This window comes from Sorangium sp. So ce119, from assembly GCF_051524405.1.
Taxonomy (GTDB): domain Bacteria; phylum Myxococcota_A; class Polyangia; order Polyangiales; family Polyangiaceae; genus Sorangium; species Sorangium cellulosum_G.
Genome location: NZ_CP150310.1, coordinates 10,376,940 through 10,403,125 on the forward strand (window position 1 = coordinate 10,376,940; position 26,186 = coordinate 10,403,125).

The 26,186-nt window shown below is 70.2% G+C and carries 15 protein-coding genes; 6 read left to right on the forward strand and 9 right to left on the reverse strand.

Annotated elements, in window-relative coordinates; genetic code table 11:
* The first annotated feature begins 2,233 nt into the window (after positions 1 to 2,233).
* Positions 2,234 to 3,379 (forward strand): hypothetical protein, encoded by a 1,146-nt coding sequence (locus WME76_RS39300; RefSeq protein WP_437957281.1) that lies wholly within the window; start codon positions 2,234 to 2,236, stop codon positions 3,377 to 3,379.
* 119 nt (positions 3,380 to 3,498) lie between these two features.
* Here the strand turns inward: WME76_RS39300 and WME76_RS39305 are convergent, their stop codons facing one another.
* On the reverse strand, positions 3,499 to 4,659 hold the full coding sequence (locus tag WME76_RS39305) for a Kelch repeat-containing protein (RefSeq protein WP_437957282.1): 1,161 nt from the start codon (positions 4,657 to 4,659) through the stop codon (positions 3,499 to 3,501).
* A gap of 201 nt (positions 4,660 to 4,860) precedes the next feature.
* Between WME76_RS39305 and WME76_RS39310 the strand changes: the two genes are divergently transcribed.
* Complete coding sequence (locus WME76_RS39310) at positions 4,861 to 5,178, forward strand: hypothetical protein (RefSeq protein ID WP_437957283.1); 318 nt, start codon at positions 4,861 to 4,863, stop codon at positions 5,176 to 5,178.
* 145 nt (positions 5,179 to 5,323) lie between these two features.
* Positions 5,324 to 6,289 carry an NADP-dependent oxidoreductase gene (locus WME76_RS39315; RefSeq protein ID WP_437957284.1) on the forward strand — a complete coding sequence of 322 codons (966 nt, stop codon included), beginning with the start codon at positions 5,324 to 5,326 and terminating at the stop codon, positions 6,287 to 6,289.
* Positions 6,290 to 6,368: 79 nt separating this feature from the next.
* Here the strand turns inward: WME76_RS39315 and WME76_RS39320 are convergent, their stop codons facing one another.
* Positions 6,369 to 6,902, reverse strand: coding sequence for a hypothetical protein (locus WME76_RS39320; RefSeq protein ID WP_437957285.1), 534 nt, complete (start codon positions 6,900 to 6,902; stop codon positions 6,369 to 6,371).
* A gap of 526 nt (positions 6,903 to 7,428) precedes the next feature.
* On the opposite strand from WME76_RS39320, the gene WME76_RS39325 reads away from it, so the two are divergent.
* Positions 7,429 to 9,114, forward strand: a complete 1,686-nt coding sequence (locus tag WME76_RS39325) for a hypothetical protein (protein ID WP_437957286.1) — start codon at positions 7,429 to 7,431, stop codon at positions 9,112 to 9,114.
* 11 nt (positions 9,115 to 9,125) lie between these two features.
* Positions 9,126 to 10,700 carry a hypothetical protein gene (locus WME76_RS39330; RefSeq protein ID WP_437957287.1) on the forward strand — a complete coding sequence of 525 codons (1,575 nt, stop codon included), beginning with the start codon at positions 9,126 to 9,128 and terminating at the stop codon, positions 10,698 to 10,700.
* A 76-nt stretch (positions 10,701 to 10,776) separates the two neighbouring features.
* On the opposite strand, the gene WME76_RS39335 is transcribed toward WME76_RS39330, so the two are convergent.
* The 5 genes from WME76_RS39335 to WME76_RS39355 form a co-directional block, all read right to left on the reverse strand.
* Positions 10,777 to 12,051, reverse strand: coding sequence for an AAA family ATPase (locus WME76_RS39335; RefSeq protein WP_437957288.1), 1,275 nt, complete (start codon positions 12,049 to 12,051; stop codon positions 10,777 to 10,779).
* Positions 12,048 to 12,914: a tetratricopeptide repeat protein gene (locus tag WME76_RS39340; protein ID WP_437957289.1), complete on the reverse strand. Its 867-nt coding sequence runs from the start codon at positions 12,912 to 12,914 to the stop codon at positions 12,048 to 12,050. Before WME76_RS39340 ends, WME76_RS39335 begins: the two co-directional genes overlap by 4 nt.
* Positions 12,911 to 13,435, reverse strand: coding sequence for a hypothetical protein (locus WME76_RS39345; protein ID WP_437957290.1), 525 nt, complete (start codon positions 13,433 to 13,435; stop codon positions 12,911 to 12,913). The genes WME76_RS39340 and WME76_RS39345 overlap by 4 nt, the downstream gene beginning before the upstream one ends.
* A 189-nt stretch (positions 13,436 to 13,624) precedes the next feature.
* Positions 13,625 to 14,560: a trypsin-like serine peptidase gene (locus WME76_RS39350; protein WP_437957291.1), complete on the reverse strand. Its 936-nt coding sequence runs from the start codon at positions 14,558 to 14,560 to the stop codon at positions 13,625 to 13,627.
* Between the two features lie 713 nt (positions 14,561 to 15,273).
* Positions 15,274 to 16,158: an NAD(P)-dependent oxidoreductase gene (locus WME76_RS39355; protein ID WP_437957292.1), complete on the reverse strand. Its 885-nt coding sequence runs from the start codon at positions 16,156 to 16,158 to the stop codon at positions 15,274 to 15,276.
* Positions 16,159 to 16,401: 243 nt separating this feature from the next.
* Here WME76_RS39355 and WME76_RS39360 point away from each other — a divergent pair, with 243 nt between their 5' ends.
* Positions 16,402 to 17,631, forward strand: coding sequence for a glycoside hydrolase family 5 protein (locus tag WME76_RS39360; protein ID WP_437957293.1), 1,230 nt, complete (start codon positions 16,402 to 16,404; stop codon positions 17,629 to 17,631).
* A gap of 122 nt (positions 17,632 to 17,753) precedes the next feature.
* Here WME76_RS39360 and WME76_RS39365 read toward each other — a convergent pair whose 3' ends face one another.
* Together WME76_RS39365 and WME76_RS39370 are read right to left on the reverse strand one after the other, a co-directional pair.
* Positions 17,754 to 19,808 (reverse strand): sodium-translocating pyrophosphatase, encoded by a 2,055-nt coding sequence (locus WME76_RS39365; protein WP_437957294.1) that lies wholly within the window; start codon positions 19,806 to 19,808, stop codon positions 17,754 to 17,756.
* 345 nt (positions 19,809 to 20,153) lie between these two features.
* Positions 20,154 to 25,850: an AAA family ATPase gene (locus WME76_RS39370; RefSeq protein ID WP_437957295.1), complete on the reverse strand. Its 5,697-nt coding sequence runs from the start codon at positions 25,848 to 25,850 to the stop codon at positions 20,154 to 20,156.
* Positions 25,851 to 26,186: the final 336 nt, after the last annotated feature.

Consider the following 26,186-nt stretch of genomic DNA (forward strand, 5'->3'; position numbering starts at 1 on the left):
TCTAACAGAGCTCTCACGTGCGAGGAACGCTGGACGAGCGAGCTCCGTTGCCGTCACCTGTTGGGACCGGTCATTCGCCGGATCATCGTGGCCCGAAACGCTGCTGAATACGGTTGTCGCATGCGGGCTGCATATCCGCCCTATCCAGGTCCCTCTACCCTTGCTAGATCCAGGAGAGCGACAACTGGCCTGACACCCAGGGGGGGCTCCCGTCCTGGGGGTCACAACGCGCCGAGCAGGCTCAGGGCTCGACGTGCGCCTCGACCTCCGATGGTCCGCGCCGAGCTCGGCCGCGACGATGTGCACCCGCTGCGCTCAGCTCGAGCTCGGCTTCGGACCGGGGCGAGATTGGCAAGCCGTGGCCGCAGGGACGCAATCCATGCCCTGAATCACGGTTGACGCCGCGCCTCCGCACACGCATCTGGAAAAACTTGGAGGAGGAGCATGCGCCACAGGCTGAAATTGAAGGCGATCCCTGTTCTTATTCCTCTCGGCCTCACAGTCTGGGCGTGCAACTACGACGTGGGCGAGTGCTATCTTAGGGGGACGGAAGGCGCAGGGGCTGGAGGACCCTACCCACCGGGATCAGCAGCTACGGGGGACGGGTACGGAAACGGTTATGACGTGGGAAGCGGCGCCACTGAGCTGAGCAGATGGCGGGGTGCACGCCCGACAAGACATGCACAGACATGTTCGTCGATTGCCAAGACATCGGCGGCAAGTGCATCACGGGATATCCAGGCTGCGACAAATGGCGCCATACATCGTGCAGGAGCTGCTTTGAAGCCTGCCAATCGGGCACACCATACCCGCCAGCGTGCAAATGCAGATCATGCGGATTCAGATGATGAATGATCCGATACAGGGCGCAGTCTACGTTGCCATGGGCAGGGTTGCCGGAGCGGCTCTAGCCAAGGTGGCATCCCCCGTCGTGGTCGACGATGACGAGCTCCTGCTGGGGCCATCAAGAATCGATCCGAAACGTCATCGTACTGCGCGCGTTAAATACTTGGGTGGAGAGCCGTCTGCCGATCTCAATGAAGAGCTTGCGCGTTCTGATGGGCCGCCGGTCTGTGTGGCGCTTCCGCCGACACCAGGCGGACTGATCAGCCTCTGTCGGATCTGCGCTTCCGTAGTCGAGGGCGGGCGCACGGTGTTCGTCGTTGATCTCAGCCCAGAGGCCGCCGGAGCATTTCCGCAGGGGCCCGGCCCAGGCAGGGCCATATCCCTCAATGTCCCGGATGCTCTGCTACGCAAGCCGCCCGTGGTCCAATGGTCGAAGCTCGAGACAACTCTCGCGGCTACGCTCTGGAAGTTGTGGTGCCGCCGCTCACCCGTTGCCTTTTCCAGGTTCTGTGCATCTGGGAGCATGTTCCACCCGCAGTTGGCCAACCTTGGGCGCTATCACGCCGGACTGTTTCCCCGACGGGCAGGCCATGGGCTCTTACTATCGCGCTTTGACGAGCTCCTCCTGCGACAGCTATCGCAAGAGTGGCTCTCGCCGGTTAGGGTATTTGCCAACGCAATCGACGCCAAATCTGAGCTCGATGCATGGTTTTCACACACGGGAGATCTGTACGTGGCCAAACGGCTCAATGAGTGGTATCGCCATACTCGAGGCCGTATCATCGAACGTCGAAACGCGCATCATCCGAGACCTTCCGAGATGACGAGATGGTCCTTTCGCTGGCGTGCGGGGAGCGAGGAGATCCTCGAGGCGCTGCCGAGTGTGCAAGCGGCCCCGCCTGTATCTATTGGAGGTGCTACCGCGTATGATCCTGACCGCGCATGGGTATGCCAATTTGATGTACGAGGCACACCTTACCTAAGCCGACTTGACACCGCATCGTCGGGCGACAGGCTGGAATAAGGGCGTATCGGATGGCGCCTGTGACGATGCGAAGGCCTTTGCCAGTGCATCCGTTGCTGCTGGGTCGCCTGGGCCTCGAGCTTCCTGGCGAGTTGGCCCGTGAACTCGGAGCCCGTAGCGTCGTCGTAGCACGACTGCTGGACATCGCTTCCAACAGCAGAAAAGCCGCCGAGGTGGCCAAGAGGAGAGGGGGAGGGCCATGCCCCGCGCCTGAAGGCTCGCGAAGACTGCGCGCACATCCGTGGCTGCGGCGCGATACGTCGCGACCGTGCCTGCCGGCCGCGGGCGGGGATAAGCTGGGACATGCCCGGGTTGCGCGCGCAGCCGATCGCGAGAGCCCGGCGTGGAGAGGCCGGGGTGCGCATGGAAACGAGCGCGAGGGAGCAGAAGAAGGGCGAGCGGGGCGGTCGCTGGTGGGCGCGGCGGCTCCTCGTGGGCCTGGGCGTGACGGTCGCCGCCTTCGGGCTCTGGGTCGCGGCGCACCACGTGGGGCAGGCGCCGCCTCCGCGGCTCTTCACCGAGGCCGACCTGCCCCCGCTGCCGCCGCCTTCCGACAATGGGTGGCTGCTCGTCGCGGGGCCCACCGCCCGCAGGGCCGTCCTCTCGATCCCGCCCGACCTCAAGGACCTCCTGCTCCCTGACCAGGGACAGCCGCTGCTCGAGCGGGCGCGCGCGCGCCGCGAGGCGATCTCCGCGTTCCTGCAGACGCGCGAGGCAGAGGGCGCGCTGCGCGCCCTCGAACAGGCGACGGCGATGCCTCGCTTCGCTGACGGCTGCCCGCTGCAACTCGAGCCTTTCTGCCCGATATTGCCGCTGCGTACCGCGCAGATGACCGCGGCGCTGGAGGCGCTGCGGCGCGGCACAGGCGGCGACTGGCCGGGCGCGCTCTCCCTCTCGGCCCGCCTCACGCGCGCCGCGGTCGACGAGGCGACGTCCTCGCGGTCGATGTTCTCGCACGTGGTCGCGATCGCCGATCTGCGCCTCGACCTGGAGCTCTCGACAGCGCTGCTCGATGGTTACCAGCAGGCGCGAGCGCGGGACGCGGCGCCGCTCGACCCGGGCACGCTCGAGGCGCTGCGCGCGGCCGACGCGGCGCTCGGCAAGCTCGATCTCGGCGAGCTCTCGGCCCGCCGCGCCGTGATCGCCGAATACATCACGACGCGCAGGGCCATCGAGCACATCGGGCAGGCGGCCACCCAGAAGATGCTCGCGCAAGACTTCTGGAGCCGGCCGATATTCGATGAGGCCGCGACGATCGAGGCCATCAACCAGCGCTTCTCGAAGCTCGCCGCCGGCGCCGCCGACCCGAGCCTGCTGCCGTTCGCGAGCGAGGCCCCACGCAGCGGCCTCTTCTGGTGGACGTACAACCCCGTGGGCAAGATGACGCTCGAAGCGCTGAGCCTCGACTGGAATCACCAGATCCAGCAGATCGAGAAGGAGCGAGCGCACCTCGACGCGGCGCGGACCCGGGCGCGCGAGGCCATGCGCCCGGTCCTCCAGGGGGGCTAGACCAGGCATTCATGCGTTCCGAAGGGGTGCGATCCGTCGTCACATCCCCCGGAGATCCCGGCGGAATCCACGTTTCAGCGCGGATCGTCCAGGCGTGAGCCCACCTGGATCGCTCGCGATCAGCCGCCGCAGCCGAGGGGGATCGTCAATCTCCACATGTCGTTGAGCAGCACCGGCGCGAACTCCGCGGTCGCTCCGCCGAAGATGTAGAGCTCGTAGGCCGTGGCGGTCCTGCGAGTGAAGTAGAACTGGCCGAACCTCGGCGCCGGCGCCGGCCCCGTCATCGCGGTGTCCACGCGCGTCCAGGTCCCTGTGTGGAGATCGAAGTACCAGAGATCGGACAGGGTGGCACCGTCGAACTGGCTGCCCCCGAAGAGCCAGATGCGGTCGTTGTGCTCATCGGCGATCAGCTTCGCGTTGTCGCGGTGGCCCGGTCCGCCTGCCTCGTCGAAGACGAGCTGATCCCAGGTCTCCGTGTCGACGTCGAACATCCAGAGGTCGCCGAGGTAGTTCTCCGGCGTGAACAGGCCAGTCCCGTTCACGGCGTCGTTCGTGTATCCGCCGTAGACGAGCAGGGCGTTCCAGCCCTCGGCGTACACGAGCGGATGATGGGCTCGAGCGCGCGGGGCGGGCGAGCCGGTCGCGACCTGCTTCCAGCCGTTCTTGTAGCGGACCAGGTCGTGCTGGAGGCCGTCAGGGCGGTTGATGAAGGCCGGCAGCGTCGACGAAGAGCCCGAGAAGGCGTACGCGACGGTCTTGTGCTTCCCCTTCTTGCGCACGGCGACCGCCTCCGTGGAGCGGTTGGCGCGCCCGATCTCGGCCGCGCTCTGCGCGATCTGCGTCCACCCGTGCGCGGGATCGAACCGGAACGTGTCCTGGTGCGTGAGGTCGAGCCCGCGCCGGAAAGGACCTCTCCCGCCGGAGACGATCAGCGCGTCCTCCTCGGCGACGCACCACATCATCGACTCGGCCCTGGCGGACGGCCCGCCCGGGTACTGGCCGAGGTCGTACCAGGTCAGCGTGTCGACGTCGAAGGCGCTGAAAGCGGCCACGGGCTCGTCATCCGGGTAGGTCCCGTTCAACCCGCCGAAGATATAGAAGAGGCCCTCGTGATAGGCGCTCGCGCCGTCCCAGATGGCGTCGGGGACGGCGCCGCCCTGCGGAATCTCGGTCCAGTAGGGCAAGCTCGACTGGGCGGCGCCCGGGCGGATCCCGGCGAACGAGAGCAAGAGAGAGAAAGAAGCGATGAAAACGATCCGAAGGTGAACCCTGCGTGTCATCCGAACAACCTCCCTGTTCCAGGCAACGGCGGGCTCGCTGGAGCAGGTCGCCGGCGGACCTTTATGATACCACGAGAGCCTGGACCTCCGAAAGCTGGATCACGATCCAGGTCGCGACCTCGGACGTGCCAACGCAAGGTGCAGCGCGCGGCGGGCGGCCCGCGGAACTCCACCACACGTCCCGTCCAAAGGAGAAGAGTCATGACGCGTTTCACCTCCCCTCGTAGGCTCGGCGCGGCGGTCGCGCTGCTCGGCCTGAGCAGCTTCGCGGTCCTCGGCGGCGCGTGCTCCAGCACGCACACGCCCGAGGGGTCGGACGCCGAGCACCTCGGCGCGGCGGAACTGCACCTCATCGACGCGCAGTGCGCGTTCTTCGAGGCCAACGGCAAGACCCAGATCTGCCACTATACCGGCTCGGCGAGCCACCCCTACACCATCATCAAGACCAGCGTGCAGGGGTGCCAGCTGAAGGGCATCACCCTCTCGGACCCGATCGAGCTGGGCACGATCGTCTTCTGAACGCGCGCCCGCCACACTCCCACGAGCGAGCCTGTTCCACGGCTTCGGCACGGCTGCGCTCGTCGCCGGGGCAGCGGCCTGTGCCGCGACGGTCGTCGAGGTCCTTCCGCCGGCGCGCTCCCTCGACGGTCCCAGGGGCCACACCATGTTCACGGCGATGCTCCCCAGCTCGACCGACGCCGCCCGAGTCCACCGGTTCGGCGGCCCCGAGGTCATCACCATCGACAAGGTGCCGGTCTCGCTGCCCGGCCCGGGCGAGGTGCTTGTCCGCGTCGCGGCGGCCGGGGTCGGACCGTGGGACGCCTGGATTCGTGCCGGCAAGAGCGTGCTACCCCAGCCGTTGCCGCTGACGCTCGGCTCGGATCTCGCTGGTACCGTGGCGGCGGTCGGCCCCGAGGTGACTGGCCTCGCGCCGGGCGCAGCGGTCTTTGGCGTCACCAACAGGCGCTTCACCGGCGCCCACGCGGACCATGCCGTGGCGCAGGCGTGCAGGGTGACGCGCAAGCCTCTCGGGCTCGACGACGTGCAGGCCGCCTCCGTGCCGGTCATCGCCGTCACGGCGTGGCAGGCGCTGTTCGATCACGCCCAGCTCGAAGCCGGACAGACCGTGCTGGTGCACGGCGCGGCGGGCAGCGTCGGCGCGTACGCGGTGCAGCTCGCGCGCCGGGCCCGCGCCCGGGTGATCGCGACGGCCTCGGCCAAGGATCGCGACTTTGTCCGCAATCTCGGCGCGGACGTCGTCGTGGACTACCGGAGCGAGCGCTTCGAGGACGCCGCGAAGGACGTCGATGCCGTCATCGACCTCGTCGGTGGCGACACCCAGGCGCGGTCCTTCGCCGTGCTCAAGCCACGTGGCATCCTGGTCTCGGCGGTGTCGACCCCTGACCAGGAGGAGGCCGCCCGTCGCGGCGTGCGGGCAAGCTTCTTTCTCGTGGACGTCACGACAACCCACCCCGACCGCATCGCCGCCCTGCTCGACGCGGGCGGGCTCTCGGTCGACATCGGCGCCGTGCTGCCGCTCGCCGAGGTCCGCGGCGCGCATGAGATGCTCGACGGCACCCGCCCCCGCCCGCGCGGCAAGATCGTCCTGGCCATGGCGCCTGCTCGCTGAGAGCGCGGCGACGGGCTGCACGGCGTGCGCGCGTCGGACCGAGAGTCCGCTCTGGCCTGGGCACCACGGCGCTCGGGCGCTACTCCAGCACGACGCTCACGCTCTTCGTGCCCTCGTATCCGTCGCCGCGCACGGTCACCGTGAGCTCCACCTTCTGACCTTCGAGGGTCTCGCGGTCCCATGCGAAAGGCTGGTAGAGCGCGCCGTCCGAGACCAGGAAAGAACCGGCCTTGATGAACCGGACGTTGAACTGCGCGGACGCGAGCCCGTCGGGATCGTCGGCGAGCGGGCCCTCGAACTCGTTCGCGAGGCGCACCACATGGCACGTCTCCTCCGCGTCGCCGGGCAGGGCCTCCACCTGGATCCAGGGCGTGATCATCATCGATCCCTGATTGCCGAGGATCAGGTGCGCGCTGGCGCCGTCCGCGTAGGGCACGAACGTCCCGGACGACGCGTCGCCGATCTGGACGGCGCGGGTCTCGGTGAAGTCCTCTCCGAACTGCGTGGGACAGCCGCTGGCTTCCGCCGGGATCGACGGGTCACTGTCGACAGGGCCACACCCGGAGAGGGAAGCGACGAAAGAGAAGGCGGTCAGTACCAGGCAGGATCGCATCGCGCGCGCAGAGCTCCGAAAAAGGCCGGGACGAGCCGGGTAGGAGAGACGCCGGCTCGCAGAGGCGCGAGGGCGAGGGGAGGCTGTAGCACGCCGGGTCCCGAGCAACTTCGGCGAACCATGCGTAGCCGCCGGGCAAGACGTCTCCGTCGAGCAACGGGCCTCCGGCGAGCAACGCGTGTCCGCCGGCTCGCGACACCGGTTCTCCGAGCAACCTTCGTGCAGCATCGCTCGCCGCCTCAGCGACAGGCGTGCCAGGGCAGCAGGGGCGAGGGCAGGGGCCGACCGCGATGCGATGGCGCGCCGCTCCGGCGCCTGCGGCGAGTGGCACGCGCGCTGCTTTAGGCTCGCCGCGATGCTGAACTCATCGCGGCGAAACGCCGGAGGCCCCGCGGATGCTCTGACGTCGGTGTCACGGTCGCAGCGATCTGGGCCATCGCGAATCGCCGTCCTCCGCCACCCCCTCTTCCTTGGCGCCCTGGCGCTCCTGGTGGTCAACGACCACCTCCTGAAAGGCGCTGGGCTCTTGCCAGGCGCCCTCACTGGCAAGCTCAGCGACCTCGCCGGCCTCGTGGTCGCCCCCGTCCTCGCAGCGGCGCTCGTGAACGCGCGCTCGACGCGCGGGCGAGCGCTCGCGTTCGCGGCGGTCGTCGCGCCGTTCGCGGCGATCAAGCTCTCGGCCGCTGCCGCGCAGCTCCTCGTGGGGCTCGTGGGCCTCGCGGGGATCGAGTGGCAACTCTGGCAAGATCCGACGGACCTGGCCGCGCTCGTGGTCCTGGTCCCCGCATGGCGTCTCTCGGCGCGCGCTGCTTCCAGCCGGGAGCCCTCGGCCCGGCGCGCCGAGGAAGGCTCGCGCGCAGCCTGGGCGCTCGAGCGCGCGCTCCTGGGGGCGTCCGCGGTCGCCTGCGTCGCGACCGGCACCCCACGACCCGACGGCTATTTCACGGACGCCTATCTCGTCAATGCTACGCCCGGGATCGTGGACGTCCGCGTGCGCTGGGTGGACGCGTCGCTCGACTGCTCTGCCGTCACCTCCGGCGATCCGACACGCATGTTCGGGCCGAGCGCGTTCAACCTCGGGATCACGTACCGGCTGGACCCGCAGGACACGCTCCCGCTCAACCGCGCCGTGGCCCGCAGCGCCGCGGGCAACTTCGAGGAGATGGGGCCGACCGCGGACGGGCCTTGCGACGTGGCGCTGCTCGAGACGGATGGAATGCGGCCTGTGGTGGTATGGTGGTCGAACCTGCCAAGCCTCGAGATCCCGCAGAACGTGAAAGACAACCGCGACTTCTGGGGCGACACGGAGACGGCGGCGGGGCGCGTCGCGCTGGAGCCGGACGCCGTGGTGGTGCCCGGACAGGTGAAGAAGGGCGATCTGCAGACGAACGTCGGGCCCTCGGTGTGCGCTGGCGTGCCGCAATCGTCCTTCCAGTGGGCCGCCCCCTGGCCGAATCTGCTGGCGATCGGCGAGATCACGAACATCGATGCTCTGTCGGACGGCTGCATCGAATTGATCATGAACTATCCGCCGATCGACGACGGCGGTGGCCCGGGCGGCCCAGGCGGCCCAGGCGGCACGGGCGCAGGCGGCACGGGCGCAGGCGGCACGGGCGCAGGCGGCATGGGCGCAGGCGGCGCAGATGCTGGCGTGGCCGACGTCGGCGGGGCAGGCGGCGAGCCTGCCGGCGGCACCGGCGGCACCGGCGGCACCGGCGGCACCGGCGGCGAAGGTGGAACGGGCACCGGCGGCGCGGGCGGCGGCGATCCGGGCCCGGCCTACCCCGCTCAGACCCACTATCTGTGCATCCCGATCGAAGACTTCCCGTTCTCGGTGGGCGAAAAGGTGGAATGGCGCCAGGGGATCGACAGCCGCGGCGACCACGTCGAGATCTCCGCCTTCGACTCGGAGAAGCGGCTCGACGTCTATCGCAACGTCGTCGATCTCCAGCTCGCGGGCCTCACCGCCTCGATCGAGCCGTCCGGGTGCGAGGGCGACCGGCTGGGCTGCGGCGCCTACGTCACCGACGCGGCGGTCGCTGTGCAGATCGGCGGCGAGAGGACCCTGCTGGGCCCTGGAGACGCCCTCGAAGGGCCGAATCTCCGCGTGCGGGTGGGCCGCGCCGAGCGCGTGCTCGCCGGACGTGACGAGTGCGACGCGGGCTACCAGACGCCCAACGCGTCCGCGGACCTGTTGATTGCTTACGAATGAGGAGAGGTCACATGTCGTCGAAGAGGAAGCTGGTCTCACTCGGTCTCTGCGCCGCCGCCGCCGGTTGCTCCACCCAGAGCAGCGGCGGCGACGGCAGCTTCGTCCCCACAGGCTCGGTCAACGTGGCCCAGGGCGGGGCGCAGGACATCTCCCAGTTCCGCGCGATCGTGAACGCTGGGGAGGTTCCCTCGCTCGACACCCTGGATCCGGTCGGGTTCTTCGCCGAGCACGCGATCGACCTGCCCGACGCCGACTGCGGCAAGGACGTCTGCATCCACCCGTTCCTCGCGGTGGCGCCGCGCTTCAACGGGGGTAACTGGACCATGGCCTTCGTCGCGATGAACACCGGGGTCGACCCCTCGACCCTGGTGCGGCCGCCGGTCCACCTGGCGATCGCCGTCGAGAGCAGCAGCTTCGCCGCCATCGACGAGGCCGCGCTGGACGCGGGAATGCGAGGGCTGCTCGCCAGCCTCCGTCCCGAGGACCGCGTCAGCGTCATCCGCTATGGCGACAAGGCCGAGCGCCGCGCCTTCCTCGCAGCGCCGGGGTCGGCGGAGCTCACGAGCCTCATCGCCGACGAGCGCCTCGGCGGCGGCGCCGGCGAGCTCGTCGCCCTCTACGAGGGCATCGCCGCCGCCGAGAGGGCGTTCGAGGAGGGCGACGCGGCCGGCTTCGAGGGCGCGCACCGCGTCCTCCTGCTCACGAGCGGGCACGCGACCAGCGGTATCACGGACCCCGACCACATCCTCGGTCTCGGCGAGGGGCTGGTGGAGAACGGCACGGCGTTCGGGGTGATCGGCGTGGGCCAGCGCTTCCTCGTGAGGATCCCGTCGGCGCTCGGCTCGATGGGCGCGGGCACGTACGCCTACGCGCTGAGCGCGGGCGACCTCGGCGGTCTGCTCTCGGAGGAGGGGAAGACGACGCTCTTCCCGCTGGCAACGGAGTTCAGCCTGGAGGTGACCCCCTCCGCCGGCTACAAGGTGGGGCGCATCTACGGGACGAAGCGGGCGACCGCCGACACAACGGGGGCGGACCTGGAGATGCCGGCGCTGTTCATCGGCCAGCGCGACGGCGCGACCGACGTGGGCGGCAGCCGCCGCGGCGGCGGTGGGGGTCTGTTCGTGGAGCTCCTCGCCGACCCGTCCCTCGCCGACGACATCGGGCCGGACGAGGCGGCCTTCCAGGTGAAGGCGGGCTGGACCTCGGCGAAGGACGGCGCCGCGCAGAAGGTCGACACCACGCTGCTCAACGCGCTGCCTCCCGGGCAGAACCCCGACTCGATGTGGTGGAACATCTCCGACGGCGGCTCGGGCAAGCCGTACATGATGCTGAACATGTACCTGGCGCTGCGCGGCGCGCTCGACTTCTACCAGGCGGGCGACTGCCAGCGCTCGCTCGGGGTCATCGAGATGATGCGGCCGTCGGTCGGGGCGTGGCTCGGGAGGTACTCGGACACCGACATCCAGGACGACAACAACCTGATGTTGACGTTGCGACAGAACATCGAGAATGCCTGTCGTGAATCGCAGTCGTCCACGGAGCCCACGCCCCCCTTCGACTTCGACGGCGGCTGCGGTTGGCTGTGACCGCCACCCTTCAGTCGCCGGGCTCACCGAGGCGGAGGAGCGGACCCTCCACCGCTCGTCAGCGGCGGGCGGGCGATCAGTCCTTCCAGGCCCTGGCCTCGCGGGACTTCAGGAACAGGGCCACGTCCTTGTAGTGCTCGCTCTGGTTGGCGAACTCCACGTAATTCCGGGCGCGCGCCAGCCACTCCAGCGTGGTGGGGCGCTGCGCCGCGAGCGCCGCCTCCACGTGCTTCATCGTGAGCGGCGGCTCCGTGCCGGTGTCGAGCGCCTCCTCGATCACCCGGTCGAACGCCTGCTCCACCAGCGCGCGCAGGTCGGCCCCGCTGAAGAGCGGCGTCAGCCGCGCGAGCTTCTTCAGATCGAGCCGCTCCGCAGGCCGGCCCGCGAGGGCGATCTCCAGGACGCTGCGGCGCGCCTCCTCGTCGGGGGGCGGAACGAACACCAGGCGATCGAAGCGCCCGGGCCGCTTGAGCGCGTCGTCGACGTCCCAGGGCGCGTTGGTGGCGCCGAGCACGAGCAGGCCCTTGTTCTCCGATCCGATGGAGTCGAGCTCCTGGAGGAGCTGATCCACCAGGGGGCGCCCCGCGCTGCCGTGGTGCTTGCGGCGGGCAAAGGCGAGGGCGTCGAGCTCGTCGAGGAACAGCACGCCGGGCGCGTGGGCGCGCGCCTCCTCGAAGGCGTCGTGGAGGTTGCGCTCGCTCACGCCGACGTAAGGGTCGAGGATGTCCTCGATGCGCACGTTGAAGAAGGGCAGATTGCACTCGCCCGCGGTCGCGCGCGCCAGCAGCGTCTTGCCGCAGCCGGGCGGGCCATAGAGGAGAATGCCCCCTCCCGACTTGCGCCCGTATTTCGCGTAGAGATCGGGGCGCTGCAGCGGGAGGATGATGGCGCGGTGCACCGCCTTCTTCACCTCCTCCAGGCCGCCGATCTCCGCGAAGGTGGCCCGCGCCTCCTCGCCGAGCTTTCGTCGGTCCTGCTCGCGCCCCTCGGCGCCCGCCGCGGCGCCGGCGCGGCCGCTCGAGTGCACCAGCCGGAGCACGCCCTTCTGGTCGAGCTTCGCGTCGAGCCGCGCCTGCGCCTCGGCGATCCCCTCCACGAGCCCGGCCTTGCGCGCGGCGTCGAGGCAGCGCGCCGCGGCCTGCAGGCTGCCGGCCTCGATCGAGAGCCGCGCGGCGTCGAGCAGCGCCTCGCGCGGCAGCTCGCCCGCGTCGAGCAGCGCCTCGTACTGCCGCGCCGCGTCCGCGGGGCGGCCCGCGCCCTGGAGCATCTCGGCGAGCAGGAGCCGGAGCGGGTGGTTGTCGGGGGCGACCTCGAGCGCCTTCTCCAGCGCGGTGATCCGGTCCGAGCTCATCGCGGTAGACCCATCCAGCGCCGCAGGAGCGGCGGCATGATCCAGCTGTAGAGGCAGTAAGCGAGGTAGGCGAAGCCGAAGAGGCCCGCGGCGGCCCGGTTCCCCGTCGCCCGTAGACCGTAGAAGACCACGATCGCCGCGATGTACACCGGGATGGCCCCGAAGCGCTGCATCGGCCAGAGGGGCCTCATCAGCCGGTGCGAGGCGAAGCGGGCCTCGCGCGCGGCGTCGGCGAGGTCGTGGTCGCCCGGGTCGAGGCGCGCCGCGGTCCGGAGGTGGCGGCCGGCCTCCTCGACCCGGCCGCCCTCGAGCATGGCCTGGCCGAGCAAGTGGTACGTGAGCGCGTCGTCGGGATCGGCGGCGAGGCGCGCCTTGCCATGCCGGGCGAGCTCCTCGTCCTTGCCCTGCAGGTAAGCCACGATCATCCGGGTGCGCGCGACGCCGCCCGCCTCGGGATCGATGCGCGCCGCCTCCTCGACGAGCCGCGCCGCCTTGTCCACCTGGCCCTCCTTGGCGACGAGCAAGGCATAGCGGCAGAGCGCGGGGGCGCTCTCCGGCGCGACGCGCAGGCAGCTCAGAATGGCCCGCTCCGCCGCCGCGGCGTCGCCGCGCTGCGCCTCGCAGTCGCAGAGCAGGTAGAGCAGGTGGGGCGACTCCGGCGCGCGCGCGAGGCCCTCGCGCGCGGCGCGCGCGGCGTCGGCGGGCCGGTCGAGCGCGTGGAGCGCGGCGGCGCGCAGCGTCCAGAGCTCGGGGTCCTCGAGGTCGGGATCCGCGATCCGCTCGAGCGTCTCGAGCGCGCGCCGCGGCTGGTCGACGTGGAGGTAGTGGCGCGCCAGCGCGACGGCCTGCTCGGCGTCGCTCACGGCTGCGCTCCGGCGGCGAGCGCGGCGAGCCCCGCGAGCACGGCGAACTGGATCGCGAAGCCGGCGAGCATGACGGCGATGCCCGGGATCCAGAGGGAGGCGTGCGCTCCGCCCGCGAACTGGAAGCGCCTGTCGGCGACCTGCTGAAGGCGCCTGTAGGCGAGGTAGAGCAGCCCGCCGAGGACCTGGTTGGCGAGCCGGATCCCGCGGAAGAAGCCCGGCGCGTCGGCCGACGCCTGGCCGTACGCGGAGAACTGCGCCCAGCTCCAGATGGCCAGGATGGCGGCCAGGGCCGCGAGGCCGAGGAGCAGCATTCGCCGCCGCTGCTCGGCCGGCAGCCGCAGGCGCCCGGCGTTGATCATGCCGAGGAGGAACATGGGCACCACGCCGCCGAGCGCCCCGATCCAGAGCTGGGACTGGAGCCGGAACGGCCGCTTCCCGGGCGCTGCCTGAGCCTCGCCGGCGTCCTGCAGCGTCGGTGTCAGCAAATCATCCGTGGGGCGCTTGCCGGGTCGATCCACGGATGCAGTCTACCCCACGCGGCCGGGCGTCCGCTGCCCTTGTCGTTGTACCAGGCGACGAAACGCTCGATCCAGAGGCGCGCCTGCTCGACGGCGGCCAACGGACGGCGTGGGGGCTCGCGCCGGAACAGGGGACCCCGATGGCCCAGGTGGCAGAAGACGCGGGGTCACCCTGGACGTAGCGACCGCTCAGCTGCAAACCCAGTAATTGGGGGATGTGCTCGAGTGCCGCGTGCATGCCGGAAGCCCTCGGTTGGCGCGGTACTCATTGACATGGCCGACTCGGGTTTCGTTGAACCGCATGCCCCGCGTGATCCCGTCCGGATCGGCGCACTTCTCCCCGGATATCTTCTCCGAATTGGAATGAACACCGAACATCCACCGCGAGGGGCCGGACGAATCCGTGAGGAAATACGGGCCGCCCGAGTCGCCATGGCAGACCCGGGTCCAATCCGCGTCCACGACGAAGTGCCTCTCACCTACCCAGTCCAACGACTTGTCCATGAACCGCATGATTCCCTCGCCTGTGCCGCTCGGGTCATCGAAGCCCGCGCCGAACAGCCTGAACGTTTGCGTCTGGCTCAGAGGCCCTGAATAGATTCCGTCGGCGGCGTCGGAGGCAGTCACGTTGACGAACGCGCCGCCCGGAGTCGCGGTGGTGACGACGGCCAGGTCGTATTTCGCGTCCGCTCCATCCTGCAAGCGTTCCACGTGGATGTCTCGGTTCGTGGTGCATTTGCCATTCGCAGGGGTGCCTGTCATGCAGCTGAAGGTGGTACCAGTGTGCGCGTAGGACACCTTGGCGCTCACGATCCCCACCAGCGCCGAGCCGAGCGCGTAATCCCAGCAGTGAGCCGCGGTCACGATCATGTGCGTGCCAATCAGCGTTCCCGTGCACCCTCCATCTCCAAACATCACGGCGCCGACTCCGCCGCCCGGCGTGCCGAAGCGGATTTCTTGCGCGTCGGTCTCGAGCGGTTCATCGGAGAAGTCATCGCCCGGCTCTGCGGCGCCGCACGCCGCGGTCGCGAGAGCGAGCAGCGCGCTGACAGCGCCCGTGCGATTCCAGGCAAAGCCAACCCCTCGCGGATTGCGGGAGTGATTCGACGTCTTGTTGCTTGTCATTGAAGAGCTCGCTTTCGGTCTATGTTTTCATGTTCCGCTCTGGTGTTCGTGGCACGCAGAGCGACGCGCGGGGTTCGTTGCCGAAGCCCGTGAGCCTGATACCCAACGATCTGTCGCGATCACAGCGCTGCCCCCGACATGCTCGAGCGGAGGTAGTCTCCGGCTGCGGCCTCGGGAACGTCATGAGACACGCTCGAACTCGGCGTTCGTGCTCCACTGGAGCACGAACCAGGATGCACCCTGCCTCGGGGCGTCGCGCCGACTCGGTGTCCGATGGCTTCACCGAGAAACGTGTCTGGACGACGATGCCTCTAGCAGATGACGTGCCAGCGCCGCAAACGGAGCCGGCTCGCCGCGCGAGGCGGCGAAACAGGGGATCTATCGATCTTCAGAGCAGAGATGTTCGCTCTCGTGCCGTGCGAGACGCTGGCACGCCGGCACGGTGGCACGCTGGCACGGTGGCACGCCTCCCACGCTGCTCGAGGTTGCCGTGCGGTCGACCGGCGTGACGAGCAGCGGAGCCGGTGAGGAGCGCCGCTCGCCGGGCGGCAAGGCTGCGCCGGAGGGGAGCGGCGGCGGCGCCGCTGGCGCCCCGAGACGTCGCGAGGCGGCGGGTCGGTCGCCGCGAGCTCCCCTGGCTCAAGGCTCGTCGGTTGGGGGCCCGGGTCGGGCCCGCGCCTCCCGAGGCGGAGGAGCGGACCCTCCACCGCTCGTCAGCGGCGGGCCTGATCCTGGATGGCGTTGAACACGGCGGCCATCTCGTCGGCGCCGTGGCCGAGCTGCAATGCCCGCTTGAAGTAGGACTGGATGAGCTCCGGGATGCGCGGGTCGACGTTGTTCTCGTGGCTGAGACGAACGATGTGCGCGAGGGCGCCGGCGTGGATGTCCAGCGTGCAGTCGGTCCCCTTGAAATCGCCCGTAGCCAGCATCTTCTTGCACATGTCGGCGGTGACCGAGATGAGCGGCATGATCGCCTGAAACCTGGCGAAGTACGCGTCGAGGGGGAACTTCTCCGACGCGCAGATCGCCGCCCCGTGCAGGAACGACAGCGTGGCGCCGTAGAAGCTCTCCAGGAGCGCGCAGTCGAGCGTCGCCGCCGCCCCGATCGGCTCGCCGACGTGGGAGGTGGCCCCGCCGATGACGCGCAGCGTGGGCTCGTGGCGGTCGTAGAGCTCCCTGGGACCCGAGTAGAACACCGGCGTATGCTCACCACCGATGTAGCTCGGGTAAGCCAGGATGCATCCATCCAGGTAGTTGATCCCGGCGTCCGACGCCCATGCCGCCCCGCTGCGAGCATCGTTGGGCGTGCCGCTGGTCAGCTGTACCAGCGTCCGGCCCTTCGCGGCCTCGGCCACGAGGGGAGCGCGGAGGACCTGGTCGCTCGCCTGGTAGTCGAGCAGCGAGATGATCGTCAGATCGCTCTCGCTGCATGCCTGCTCGGGCGTCGCCGCCACCTTCGCCTGGCCCTGAAACGCCTCTGCCTTGCTGTGGGTCCGGTTCCACACGGTCACCCGATGACCGGCGTTGATGTAGGCGCGCGCCAGCGCGGCGCCCATCTGACCCAGACCAAGGATGGATACGGCCTCTTTGTGCGACATGATCTATCTCCTCTCTCCTGTGATCGCCTCGGGCTGCGTGGACTGTCAAGGATGAATCCCGGCGCGCTGCGGATACCGCCCTGACCGCGCCAGGCTCGAAGCGAAGCGGCGGGGGCCGCTCACGGCAGAGATCGATCGAGCTTGGAGCGCGCGGCGGGGTGGGATACCGTGGCCTTCATGCCTTCTCTTCGAGCCTGCCGCGCTGCGTCCACATCATGGCTCAACCTCACGGCACCCTTGTTGGTGCTCGTCGCACTGGGGTGCTCCTCGGAGAGCAACCCGAGCGGGAACGCCGGAGGCAGCGGCGGAGGCGCGACCTCCGGTGACGCCGGGACGGGCGGCGCCGGCGCGGGTGACGCCGGGGGCTCCGGCGGCGCCGGCGCGGGTGACGCCGGGACGGGCGGCGCCGGCGCGGGGGGAGCCGGGGGCTCCGGCGGGACCGGCGGGTCCGCGACGCCGGCGGACGCCGCGGCCATGGTCGCCGACATGGGCATCGGAGCCAACATCGGCAACACGCTGGAGAACACCACCGCGTGGGAGACGGGCTGGGGCCAGCCGCTGATCACGCAGGCGTTCATCAACGGCATGGCGAGCCATGGCATCAAGACGGTGCGCGTGCCCGTCGCCTGGGACACCTACGCCGCCAACGGCACGATCGACGCTGCCAAGATGGCCCGGGTCAAGGAGGTGGTGGGCTGGATCGAGGCCGCCGGCATGTACTCGATCGTGAACATCCACTGGGACGGGGGCTGGATCTACAACGAGGGCAACGCCGACGAGTACAAGGCCACCGACGCCGTCAAAGCCAGGTTCGCGTCGTACTGGACCCAGATCGCCACCGCCTTCAGCGGCGTCGGTCACACGCTGATCCTCGAGGGGATGAACGAGGAGGGGAACTACTGGGTCAACGGCGTTCGCGACGGGGGGACGCCGGACTACGCCGCCCTCAACGAGATGAACCAGCTCTTCGTCACCACCGTGCGCGAGCAGGGCGGCTACAACGCGAGCCGCGCCCTGCTCATCTCCGGCTTCGTGACGGACATCGACAGGACCTGTGTGAGCGAGTTCGAGGTGCCGACCGATCCGGCCGGCACGAAGAGCCTCTTCCTCTCGATCCACTACTACACGCCCTACACCTTCTGCGGCCTCGACACCGTCGAGAGCTGGGGCTCTCCCAGGACGACGTGGGGCACGGAGCCCGAGAAGGCGGAGCTGAAGAGCCTCTTCGACAAGCTCGGCGCGTTCAGCGCCGAGCGGAGCATCCCGGTCATCCTCGGCGAGTTCGCCGTCACGCTGGGCGAGAACTACCCCCGTGAGCCGGCGTCGCGGACGCTGTGGATGCGGTCGGTGGTGGAGGCGGCCCGGTCGCGCGGCATCGTCCCCGTGCTGTGGGACACCGGGTCCGAGATCAAGCGCGCGGACGGCTCGTTCTCGGCAGAGTGGCAGGCCGTCATGGATGCCGTCGACCCCTGATCGGCGCCAGCGAAGACCGAGCGGCAGCCGGCGCCACCCCGCCGTCGCCGCACGCGAAGCCCACAAAACAAGAACGCGGCCGGTGAGGGCCGCGTTCTCGGTCGTCGCGACGACGCGTTCGCTCAGGCGATGAGCGGGGCGATGAGGAGCGACACGACGCCCATCACCTTGATGAGGATCGAGATGCCGGGGCCCGACGTGTCCTTGAAGGGGTCGCCGACGGTGTCGCCGACGACGGCGGCCTTGTGGGCGTCGGAGCCCTTCGCGTGGCCGTCGAGGCCGCCCTTCTCGATGTGCTTCTTGGCGTTGTCCCAGGCGCCGCCGCCGTTCGCCATCATCAGCGAGAGCACCGCGCCGACGACGAGCGCGCCGGCCAGCGTGCCCGCGAGCACCTCGGGGCCGGCCGCGAAGCCGACGACGACAGGCGCGAGCACCGCGATGGCGCCGGGCGCGATCATCTCGCGGATGGCGGCCGACGTGGCGATGTCGACGATGACCTTCGGCTGCGGGTCGACGCCCGGCTTGCCCTCGAGCAGGCCGGGGATCTCGCGGAACTGACGGCGGATCTCCTCGACGATCGCGCCGGCCGCGCGGCCGACCGCGGTCATCGTGAGCGAGCCGACGAGGCAGGGGAGCATGGCGCCGAAGAGGAGCCCCATGAGGACCTTCGCGTCGGTCAGGTAGAGCACGAGCTCCGGCAGGCCCTTCGCGCGGCGGACCGCGTCGACCTCCATGTTGAAGGCGGCGAACAGCGCCACGACGGTGAGCACCGCCGAGCCGATCGCGAAGCCCTTGCCGACGGCCGCGGTGGTGTTGCCGACCGCGTCGAGCTCGTCGGTGATGTCGCGGACCTCCTTGCCGAGGCCGGCCATCTCGGAGATGCCGCCGCCGTTGTCGGCGATCGGGCCGTACGCGTCGACGGTCATGACGATCGCGGTGCCCGCGAGCATGCCGACCGCGGCGAGCGCGATGCCGTAGAGGCCGAGGTAGTGGTTCGAGATCCAGCCCACGGCGCAGAGGGTCATGAGGGGGATCGCGACGCTCTCGAGGCCGACAGCGATGCCGCGGATGACGTTGGTGCCGGGGCCGGTGAGCGAGCTCTGGGCCACCTTGTGGATGGGGCCCATCGACGTGTAGTAGTCGGTCACGAGGCCGACGATGGCGCCGCCCGCCGCGCCGGCCGCGAGGGTGATCACGGCGCCGCCGCTGAAGCCGAGCCCCGGGAGGACGCCGGCCGCCGCGAACACGACGAGGAACGGCGGGACGATGAGCGCGAGGCGCAGGACCCGGGCCGGCGGCAGGTTCTTGAGCGCGCGCGTGATGAAGATGCCGACGACCGAGACCGCGAGGCCGATCGTCGCGAGGAGCAGCGGCAGCGACACGGCCATCGCGCGGAGCTCCTGCTCGCCCGCCGACGGAGCGAGCTGCTGGAGCTTGGCGATCGGCAGCGTGAGGCCGAGCGCGATCGCGGCGACGACCGCGGCCACGTAGCTCTCGTAGATGTCGGCGCCCATGCCCGCGATGTCGCCGACGTTGTCGCCGACGTTGTCGGCGATGACGCCCGGGTTGCGCGGGTCGTCCTCGGGGATGTTCGCCTCGACCTTGCCGACGATGTCGGCGCCGACGTCGGCGGCCTTCGTGTAGATGCCGCCGCCGATGCGGGCGAAGAGCGCGATCGAGCTCGCCCCGACGGCGAACGAGTGGACGATCGTCGCGAGGTGCTCGTGGTTGCGGAACAGGGCGTAGATGCCGCCCAGGCCGATGAGGCCGAGCCCCGCGACGCAGAGGCCCATGACGGCGCCGCCGTCGAGCGCGGTGACGAGCGCGGTGGCCTTGCCGTGCGCGCGCGCCGCCTCGGCCGTGCGGACGTTGGCGTAGGTCGCGGCCTTCATGCCGAAGAAGCCGGCGATGAGCGACAGGAACGCGCCGGCGGCGAAGGCGCCCGCGGCGAGGAGGCCGAGCGTCGCGGCGAGGAGCGCGAAGACGACGGCGGCGTAGACGGCGAGCACCTTGTACTCGCGCGCGAGGAAGGCCATCGCCCCCTCGCGGACGTAGCGCGCGATGCGCGCCATCGTCTCGTTGCCTTCCGGGGCCTTCTTGACACGCACGTAGAAGGTACGTGCGACCACGAGCGCGACGGCGCCCGTCAGGAGCGACTGGTACGACAATGCATCCACGGGTGATGGTCCTCTCGCCCGCCCCCGGCCGGAGCGAGCGCCGGCTCCCTCTTCCGTCCACGACGGCGGATCAAGTGGAAATCGCGGCGCCGCGGTTTCCGAGGCCGCCCTGGGCGAAACGCGAGCTCGCGTCAGGGGAACGCGGCGCCCGCAACGTCGGTCCTGCGGGTCCCGCGCCTGCCGGCGGTGACCGTGGCATCGGAATATTGCAGGCAAGGATGGGTGAGCGACGCGTACCAGCTCGCCGACGCGCTGCGCACGGGGGCGTGGTACCCGCTGGGCAGCCCGACGATGCGCCCGCCGCCGGCCCGGTGAGCGCGTCCCGCCCGCCCCTGGCAGCGCCGTTCAGCCCGGCAGGGAGCTCGGCTCGGCCGGGCGCGGCGGCCCGGCGCGCGGGAGCTCGACGATGAACGTGGCGCCGGCGCCGGGGGCGCTCTGCACCCGGATCGAGCCGCCGTGCGCCTCCGCGATGCTGCGGCTGATGTACAGGCCGAGCCCCAGCCCGCCGTAGTGCCTGTCGGACACCGCGCGCTCGAAGCGCTCGAAGATCCGCTCCTGGCGCGCCGGATCGATCCCGATACCGTGATCCCGGACCGAGAGCCGCGCCGTCCCGTCCCCCTCGGCGACGGAGATATCCAGGGGCTTGCCCGCGCCGAACTTGATCGCGTTGGCGAGGAGGTTCGAGACGATCTGGTCCACGCGGGAGCCGTCCCACAGGCCCACGATCCGGCCGCCCTCGCGCAGCGACACCGGGCACCCGGCGCGCTCCAGATCCAGCTTGAATCGCGCCAGCACGTCGCGGACGACCTCCCCGAGGTCGACCTCGGCGACATCGAGCCTCAGCCGAGCCGCGTTGATCCGCGAGACGTCGAGCAGCTCGCTGTTCAGGCGGATCACGCGCGTCGCCTGCCGCAGCGCGCGGTCGACCTGCCGGCCCGCCGCCCGCGGGTCCCAGGGCTGCCCCGACCGGACGCCCCGATCCATGGCCTCGAGCGTGAGCAGGAGCGACGTCATCGGCGTGTTGAGCTCGTGCGTCGCGACCGTCAGGAACTCGTCCCGCGCGCGCACCGCCTCGTACGCAGCGCGGTAAAGCCGCGAATTGTCGATCGCTATCGCGGCCCGGCGCGCCAGTTCCTGGACGAGATCGAGGTCGGCGTCCCCGTACTGGCGCCCCGGCGCCGACGAGGCGACCGTCAGCACCCCGATCGCCTGTCCGCGCGCCACGAGCGGCACGACGACGGCGCTGCGCGTCCCGATCTCGCGCAGGAGCCTCTCGTGACCGGCGTCCTCGCAGTGCTCCCGGAGGACCTCCTCGGAGATCTCGGGGAGCAGGAGCGGCTCGCCGGTCCGGAGGACCCTGAGCGCCGGGCGACGCGATTCCCAGCCACAGGGATACCGCCGCTCCAGCTCCTCGAACAACGGCTCCTTCGCCGGGTCCCTGTGCGCCCATGACAGCCGCCGGATCTCTCCACCTTCCACGAGGTCGACGGCGCACCAGTCGCAGAGGGCCAGCACCGACAGCCGAGCGACGCGCGACAGCGTCTCTCCGTAATCGAGAGATGCAGAGAGGATCCCCCCTGCCTCGGCCAGGAAGGCGGCGCGCCGCTCCGCCGACTCGGCCGCGGTCCGCGCGGCCTGCTCCTTGGAGAGGAGCCGCGCGTTCTCCAGGGAGATCGCCGCCTGGGAGGCGAGGAGCGAGAGCGCGTTGAGCCGGTCCGACGTGAAGGCGCCGGCGAGGAGGTTGTTCTCGAGGTAGAGCAGGCCCGCGACCCGGGCCTGCCTCAGGATGGGCACGCACAGGACCGATCTGCACCGAGCTCGCGTGAAGTAGTCGTCGCCGGAGAACTTGGCCGCATCCGCGGCCGCGTCGTGCAGGATGACGCGCTCCTTCGTCCGCTGCACATAATGGACGAGCGAGCCGGGGACTCGCTGCCACGAGGAGTCGTCCAGCGAAGGCGCGAGCAGGATCGTCGCCGCGCCTCTCCCTTCGAGGGTCGCCTCCGCCTCCATGGTCATGCGCTCGCCCTGGCACAGGAAGAGGCAAGCCCTCTGGGCGCCGCCCTGCTCGAGGACGACCGCGAGCAGCGTGCGCAGGAGCTGGTCGACGACGATCTCGCTCGAGATGGTCTGCGACGCCTTGATCACGGAGAGCAGGTCGAGCTCCTCGGAGCGCGCCGCGAAGGAGGCGTTCGGGGCGAGCGGCCTCCGATCCGAGAGGTGGGGATTCTGCTGGTCGATCTGCCTGACCTTGCCGTCCGCCCCCCAGCGAGCGTAGCAGGCGCGGGCCTCGCGGAGGTACGTGTCCGCGAACAGCTCGAACCCTCGCGTCCGGTGGAACCTCGACGCGATCTCGTAGGCCAGCGCCTCGATCTGGACGAAGCCGCTCTCGCGCGCGGCGCGGATCGCCTGCTCGTAGAGCTGCGCCGCCCTGTCCCATTCCCCGCCGATGCGCGCGATCTCGGCGCCGACGAGCGCGGCGCGGGCGCCGAAGTTCTCGCGGCAGTCCTCGGCCCAGGCCTCGAGTTGCTCGCGGTGGGCGACGAGCTCCATGAGGTGCCGGGGCCGCTCCTCGGCGGGCGCCGCGTCATGGCAGCCCGCCCGCGCGAGCGCACCGTAGAAATGGTACTCGGCGACCACGAGGAACGACCGCGACGTCCAGAGGAGCCGCTGCGCTCTCGCCGCGGCATCGACGGCAGGAGCGTAGTCGCCCGCGAAGACGCGCGCTTCCAGCTTGCCGATCCAGTACCAGCACGTGGCCGCCGAGAAGGGTCGATCGCCGTCGAGGTGCCGCTCGAACCGCCCCTCGTCGAGGGGGTCATCGTCGGAGGGGAGAGCCGGCGTCGAGCCCCGGAGCGTCCGGATGAGCAGCAGCTGTGCGGTGATGAGATCGACGATGAGACCGAACTTCGCCTTCCGCGCGAACTCGAGCGAGCTCTCGGCCTCTCGATCCACCTCGCCGAGCGGAGCTCCCCCGGTGAGCAGGAGCGAGATCAAGCCGTTGAGGGCATAGGACGCATAGGCGAGATCGCCGGTCTCCTGCGCCGCGACGAAGGCCCGCCGCAGCGGATCCACGCTGGTGCGCATGTGCCTGCTCCAGGGGTTGATCGCGAACCAGAAGCCCAGGTCGACGCGGGCCTTGAAGCGGAGCGGCCCGCGCTTCTCGGCCAGATCCAGGCCGAGCACGCCGAAGCGGAACCCGGCGCGGTGGTCGCCGAAATACGCACCCAGAGCCCACCCGACCCAGACGTAGGCGAGGCATGCTCCGTCGCTGTTGCCATGCGCGAGGCTGAGGTTCGCGATGCGACCGATCATGAGGCAGAACAGGTTCTCGTCGGTGAGCGACGCCGGCGGCTCGCCCGACATGAGGACGTCGATGAGCGTGCGGCGATCCGGATCCATCATCGGCGGCAAGTCGGCGAGCGCCTCGATCGGGCGCTCCCCTAGCGTTCGCCACATCCGCTCGTATTCCTGCCGGACCTCCTCGTCCGTCGGGTGCGGCGACCACGCGATGCCGGCGCGCCGCAAGCACTCGAGGCAGATCGCGACGGCGAGCTCGCTTCGATCCAGCATCGTGTAGAGCTCCACGCGCGCGCACGTGACGGCGGCGATGTCGGCGAAGCTGCTGGCGCGGCCCGCGAGCTCCGAGAGCCGCTCCTCCGCCGCCCCCAGCTCGCCGGTCACGTACTCGCACCCGGCCCGGTGGAACGCGAGCGCGAAGGCGAGATCGTACCGCCGCTCCCACCTGTCCTGTTCCGGTTCCAGGAACGCCGCGCCGGCGGCGAGGTACTTGAGCGCCGACGCGTAGGCCGTCGACGCCTTGGCGCGCTTGCCCGCGATGAGGTTGAGCTCTGCGGCCCGCTCGCGCTCCTCGCGCCCGGTGATCAGCGCGGCCCCCCGATCGAGCTGATTGACGATCTCGAAGATCTTCTCCTCGAGCTGCTCCGGCGCCGTACGCGACGCGAGCGACCTGCCTATCTCGAGGTGCGCTGCCGCGCGCTCGCCCTCGGGGATGAGCGAATAGGCCGCCTCCTGGACCCGGTCGTGGAGGAACTTGTACGCGCCGTTCAGGCGGAAGACGAGCCCCTCGTGCGCTGCGTCCCGGAGATCCGCGTGCACGTCCGCCTCCGAGCCGCCCTGAACCATCGACAGGAGGGCGACGTCCGCGCTGTTCCCCAGGCAGGCGAGCAGCTTCAGCGCTCTCTGGGTGCTCGGCGGGAGCCGCGCGAGCTTTCCGAGCATCAGGTCGACCACGTTGTCGGTGAAGCCCTTCTCGCGGATCTTCGCGACATCCCACCGGAAGGCCTCGGCGCGCTCGTCGAACGCGATCAGCCGCTTGTCGTGCAGCTCGGCGAGGAACTGGATGGCGAAGAAGGGGTTGCCGGCCGTCTTCTCGTGGACGAGGTCGGAGAGCGGCGCGGCGGCCTCGCGGCTGCAGTGGAGCGCGCCGCTGACGAGCGCGGCGAGGTGCTCTCGGGAGAGCGAGCCGAGCGCGATGTCCGAGGTGCGCGCGCCCTCCTTCCGCGCCTGGTCGAGCGCCTGCATGAGCGGGTGCGAGGGCGTCACCTCGTTGTCGCGGTACGCGCCGATCACGAGGAGATGGCGCGTCTCGGGGTGCGTCACCAGCTCACGAAGGAGCCCCAGGCTCGCCGGATCGGCCCACTGGAGATCGTCGACGAAGAGCGCGAGGGGGTGCTCCTTCCGGGCGAACACCCCGATGAAGCTCCGGAACACGACCCGGAGCCGGCCCTGCGCCTCGATCGGCGGAAGCTCGGGGACCGGCGGCTGCCGACCCATGATGAGCTCGACCTGCGGAATCACGTCCACGATGAGCTGCCCGTTGCTCCCGAGGGCGCGGAGCAGCCGCTGGCGGCAGGCCTCGATCCTGTCCTCGCTCTCGGCGAGGATCTCGAGCACGAGCTCGCGGAACGCCTCGACGAGCGTGGCGTAAGGGATATCGCGCTTGTATTGATCGAACTTCCCCGAGAGGAAGATCGCTCGCTCTCGGACGATCGGCCTGTAGAGCTCATGGACCAGCGACGACTTGCCGACGCCGGAATAGCCCGAGATCAGCACGAGCTCGGGGGAGCCCGTGCCGATGACGCGCTCGAACGCGCACAGCAGCGCGGTGACCTCGGCCTCGCGGCCGTGGAGCCTCCGGGGGATCTGGAAGCGGCCGGAGGCGTCGCGCTCGGCCAGGGGGAACGGCTCGATCCTGCCGCTGGCTCGCAGCTGCGAGAGGCACCGCTCGAGGTCGTGCTTGAGGCCGCGGGCGGTCTGGTAGCGATCCTCGGGCATCTTGGCCAGGAGCTTCAGGACGAGCGCCGAGAGCACCTCGGGCAGCTCCGGCACGAGCGCCGAGGGCGACGGCGGGAGGCGGGCGACGTGGCAATGGACCCACTCCGGCGGATCGTGCGCCTCGAACGGCAGTCGCCCGGTGAGCATCTCATGGAACGTGACGCCGAGCGCGTAGAGGTCGGCGCGGCTGTCGATCGCCCGGTCCATTCGCCCCGTCTGCTCCGGAGACAGGTACGGCAAGGAGCCCTCGATGAGCCGCGGAGGGCCTGCCGGCGGCTGCTCGCCGGAGAGGCGGGACGCGAGGCTGAAGTCGGCGAGCTTCACCTGGCCGGTGGCCTTGTTGACGAGGATGTTCTGCGGCTTGAGATCCTTGTGGAGGATGTCCCGCTGGTGGAGCTCCGCCACCCCGGCCACGAGCTGGACCGCGAGGTCGAGGAACCGCTCGGCCTTCATGGGCCCATGGATGAAGTGGTCGAGCGACTCGCCGCCGAAATCCTCCATGACGAGCGCCGGCAGCCCATCAACCGTCTCGAGGGCCAGCAGCCTCACGATGGCCTCGTGGTCCAGCGGCTTGCCGATCGCGTACTCGTGCTTCAGCCGCTCGATGTCCTGCGGGCGGCTGCGCCTCGGGTCGAGGACCTTCAAGAGCACCGGGCATCCATCGGCGCTCCGGACCGCGCGAAGCAGGCTGACCCTCTGGCCCTCGTGGAGCGCCTCGGTGATCGTGTAAGGGGAGGCCGTGCTCATCTGCAGGGCGACGGGGAAGACACGCCATGAAGCGCTTGCGTCGGGCGGCTTGCCCGGACATGGGGGCCGTCGCCGGAGCGGCCGAGTCCGCGCGCTTTCCCGAGGCGATGCAGCCAGACCACCGGCGTGAGCGCATGGCTCCCGCCGGGCACCGCATTCCCTGTCACAGGCTCCGACGGTCGTGCCATCCGAGGCCCCCTTCCACCGACCCCCTCCATTTATACAGTATCGAGGGTCAGGGGCGGCAGTTCCGCGGCGCACCTCGCAGGCCCCGACGAGCTCGGATCCCCGGGCTCACGGGCACGTCCGTCTGCGGGCGCGCGCTGCGCTCGCCTC

Coding starts and splice junctions, on each gene's coding strand:
- WME76_RS39300 (WP_437957281.1), top strand. CDS start 2,234: ATGGAAACGAGCGCGAGGGAGCAGAAGAAGGGCGAGCGGGGCGGTCGC.
- WME76_RS39305 (WP_437957282.1), bottom strand. CDS start 4,659: ATGACACGCAGGGTTCACCTTCGGATCGTTTTCATCGCTTCTTTCTCT.
- WME76_RS39310 (WP_437957283.1), top strand. CDS start 4,861: ATGACGCGTTTCACCTCCCCTCGTAGGCTCGGCGCGGCGGTCGCGCTG.
- WME76_RS39315 (WP_437957284.1), top strand. CDS start 5,324: ATGTTCACGGCGATGCTCCCCAGCTCGACCGACGCCGCCCGAGTCCAC.
- WME76_RS39320 (WP_437957285.1), bottom strand. CDS start 6,902: ATGCGATCCTGCCTGGTACTGACCGCCTTCTCTTTCGTCGCTTCCCTC.
- WME76_RS39330 (WP_437957287.1), top strand. CDS start 9,126: ATGTCGTCGAAGAGGAAGCTGGTCTCACTCGGTCTCTGCGCCGCCGCC.
- WME76_RS39335 (WP_437957288.1), bottom strand. CDS start 12,051: ATGAGCTCGGACCGGATCACCGCGCTGGAGAAGGCGCTCGAGGTCGCC.
- WME76_RS39350 (WP_437957291.1), bottom strand. CDS start 14,560: ATGACAAGCAACAAGACGTCGAATCACTCCCGCAATCCGCGAGGGGTT.
- WME76_RS39355 (WP_437957292.1), bottom strand. CDS start 16,158: ATGTCGCACAAAGAGGCCGTATCCATCCTTGGTCTGGGTCAGATGGGC.
- WME76_RS39370 (WP_437957295.1), bottom strand. CDS start 25,850: ATGAGCACGGCCTCCCCTTACACGATCACCGAGGCGCTCCACGAGGGC.